At 38.1% G+C, this 3,705-nt stretch carries 2 protein-coding genes; both read left to right on the top strand.

The window, feature by feature from the left end:
- The first annotated feature begins 304 nt into the window (after positions 1-304).
- Positions 305-1,669, top strand: coding sequence for a deoxyribodipyrimidine photo-lyase (locus ABDH28_05260; GenBank protein ID MEN2998425.1), 1,365 nt, complete (start codon positions 305-307; stop codon positions 1,667-1,669).
- A 178-nt stretch (positions 1,670-1,847) separates the two neighbouring features.
- Positions 1,848-3,705 (top strand): transglycosylase domain-containing protein (locus tag ABDH28_05255; GenBank protein ID MEN2998424.1); only part of this gene is annotated, 1,858 nt, incomplete at its 3' end.

Below are 3,705 nucleotides of genomic sequence, written 5' to 3'. Positions count from 1 at the left end.
TTCTGGGTAGGGCTAGTGTGCTGGGGTTAGGGAAGGAAGATTTGAGGGTTGCTTGGATGAGTTATGAACACGAGGTATTCAGAATACTTTTTCACAGAAAATACCAAACTCTTGACCAAACTTCAGACCAGAAAAATTTGTAACTAAGATGTAATCTTTCTTTTTGCTATTCTTGTGTTCCCTAGAATCTTGTTTATTTACCTAGTGGAATTGGATTTATTGATTTCTAAAGCGGTTTAAAACTTGCGATTGGTGGTTTGTATCAAATAAAAAATGGGTTAGGAGTGTTGCTAAAGTAGGAGTTATGAAGCTTTTCTTGGTTGATAAAAGAATAAAGAAACTGAATGACTCTGTTCCGTCATCCTATGGTAAGTATGTGCTATACTGTATGGAGGCAAGTCAGAGGATAAGCTACAACTATGCTCTCCTTTTTGCTATTACTCAGGCAAATAGTTTGGGAAAGCCGGTTGTAGTTCTTTTTAATATAACCGACAAGTATAGATACTCTAATGCCAGATACTACAAGTTTATGCTGGAGGGGATAATAAAGCTTAAGAAGGATTTTGAGGAACTAGGAATTAAGTTTCATGTAAGATATGGTGATTATGTTTCTGGTTGTGTGGATTTGGGTTTTTCCGCTTCGTTGGTGGTGCTTGATAGAAACTACCTAACAACTCATAGAAGGTGGAGACAAGAAGTTGCGAGTAGACTAACTACTGCTGTTTTTGAGGTTGATAATGATGTTGTTGTGCCTGTTGAGTTTGTATCCAGCAAAGCGGAGCCTTATGCCTATGTCATTAGAAATAAAATCTACCCTCTTATCAATGAGTTTGTAGATGTGTTTAGTTTGCCAAAACCTTTTGTAAACTCTTGTAATTTGGACTTAGGGGAAGAGTTTTATTTTGAGGATGTAGATACATTTTTGGCTCATTTAAACGTTGATAAAACAGTTCCGGTTGTAAACACCTTCATAGGAGGATATGATCAGGCTAGAAGACTCTTGGAGGAGTTTATAAGTAACAAACTGTATAGATACAAGGAGTTTAGGAATGATCCTACTAAAGACTATCAATCTAATCTGAGTCCGTATTTGCACTTTGGGAATATATCTCCTGTTGAGATCCTTTATGAGATTCTAAGGAGGTATGATTTGGAGGATGAGAATGTAAGATCTTATGTCAATGAACTTGTGGTATGGCGGGAGCTTGCTAGGAACTTTGTGTATTATACACCGAATTATAATAGGTACGAGGGTATTCCTAGTTGGGCTAGGAATACACTTGAGGAGCACAAGAACGATAAGAGGGATTATGTTTACACTTTGGAAGAATTTGAGGGTGCTAGGACGCATGATGTATATTGGAATTCTGCTCAGAAGGAGCTTCTTAAAACGGGTAAGATGCATGGCTACATGAGGATGTATTGGGCTAAGAAGATCTTGGAGTGGACGAAAAGTCCGGAGGAAGCATTTAATATTGTATGTTATCTGAATGACAAATACGAGCTAGATGGTAGGGATCCAAATGGATATGCTGGGATATCTTGGTGTTTTGGTAATTTTGATAGGCCTTTTGCGGAAAGAAAGGTGCTAGGAAGAGTGAGGTATATGAGTGCAAGAGGATTGGAAGATAAGTTTGATATAAAAAAGTATGTTGAGAAATATAGTTGAGTTTTTGGAGAGACTGTGAAAGCTTGGAAAAGGTGGTGAAGTCTAAAGTTCACAGCTATATTATTGCTCATCTGACGAGAACTGGAATTTGTTGTGATAAAGTTTTAAAACTTGACAATGCTAGTTTAGCGGATATATTCTTCTTGTGGTGAGTTTTTGAGAGTTTAGAGGTTGAGATATGATAAGAAGGGTAGTTAGGTTTTTTCTGCCGAAAATGACTTTAAGAGGTTTTATTAATTTTATTGTTTTGTTATTTATTTTTTCTGGGATATTTTTTGGGGTGTTTTTTGGAATATTGGTTGTTTCTTTGTATGATCCGAGAAGTGTGAAAGATCTTAGGTATCTGGCGATTCCTGAGCCGATGAAGGTTTACGATCAGAAGGGTAGGTTAGTGTCAGAGCTATTTTTGGAAAAGAGGATTCCGGTGTCTTATAACCAGATATCAAAGGAGATTATTAACGCATTTATAGCAGTTGAAGACGAGGATTTCTTTTTTCACAGAGGTGTTAGTATACAGAGGATATTCAAGGCACTGGTTAAAAATATCCTTTCTGGTAGGATAAGGGAAGGAGCAAGTACTATAACTCAGCAGTTAGCCAAAAGGATATTTACAACTGGTGAGAGAAATATCTTTAGGAAGATTGTTGAGATCTGGTATGCTTTGCAGATAGAGAAGGAGTATTCAAAAGAGGAGATAATGGAGATTTACTTGAATCAGATATACTTTGGATATGGAGCTTATGGGGTTGAGATGGCTTCTAGGATTTATTTTGGTAAGAGTGCTAAGGAAGTAGGGGTTGCGGAAGCATCGCTTTTGGCTTCTATTCCTAAGGGGCCTCATATTTACTCACCGTTTGTTAATGTAAATAACGCTCAGAAGAGACAATATCTAGTTCTTAAGAGGATGGCTTCTTTGGGGTTTATACCCGAGGATAAGGTTGATGAGATTTTTACAAAGTTTTGGCAAAATTATATTACAAAGGTTGAATCCTTAAAGCTTAAGGTTGCTGAGTATGAACAGAAAGCTCCCTTTTTTGTGGAATATGTGAGGCAAGTAATATCTCAAATGTTTGGTGATGATGCGGTTTACAAGTCAGGATATAAGGTTTATACTACATTGGATCTAGATAAGCAGATTCAAGCGGAAAAGTACTTGCTTATATACAGGGAGAAAGCGCAGAGAGTTTATGAGACAACTACTTCAATAGCCGTTGAGATGATGCAACCGTATGTTGATCTTCTCTGGTCCGTATCGGAAGTTATTCCGATTTTGAAGGTGAAGAATTCTAGTAAGCTTATAGAGCTTAAGAAGAACCTGAGAGATCTCTATCGTGCGATGTTTTTGGTATCTGACCTTTGTGGTGCTGAGAAGATAAGGGCAAACTCTTATGGATATTTTCTTGAGATATCTGAGAGGAGGCTTAAAGAGAATAAGGTGGAGTGTGCTTTGGTGAGTATAAATGCGAAGAATGGGTATGTTGAGGCAATGGTTGGGGGAAGTGAGTTTTCACCAATGAATCGTTTCAATAGGGCTATACAAGCTAAGAGACAGCTTGGGTCTGCCTTTAAGCCGTTTCTTTATGCTGCAGGTATTGATGCGAGGCTTTTGACAGCAGGTAGTGTTTTTGTGGACCAGCCGATAGAGTATAGGTTTGCGGGAAGAACTTGGGCACCTAAAAATTATGAGGGAAGCTTTAGTGGTCCTGTTACACTAAGAGATGCTCTAGCAAAGTCCTTGAACACCGTGAGTGTGCAGGTTCTTGATAAAATTGGATTGGGGGTATTAAGAAACTACACCAAGAGGTTTTTTGGGTTGACCGATGATGAAGTTAATAAGTATATCAATAGTATGGCTTCTGCTCTTGGAACACTTGAGGTTTCACCACTTGATGTGGCGGTTGCTACTTCTGTTTTTTACAGAGGAGGCACGAGAGTTGAGCCTATGTTCATACTTAGAATAGAAGATAAGTATGGTAAGATGATTAAGGATTTTACGAAGGATGTCAAAAGTAAACCAGTGCAGGTGATATCTCCTC

The sequence above is a fragment of the Brevinematia bacterium genome, assembly GCA_039630355.1.
GTDB lineage: Bacteria > Spirochaetota > Brevinematia > DTOW01 > DTOW01 > SKYB106.
This window is presented reverse-complemented; position numbering and strand designations above follow the sequence as displayed.

What these genes read in the sequence shown, in the direction of transcription:
- ABDH28_05260 (MEN2998425.1), top strand. Translation starts at nt 305, where the DNA reads ATGAAGCTTTTCTTGGTTGATAAAAGAATAAAGAAACTGAATGACTCT.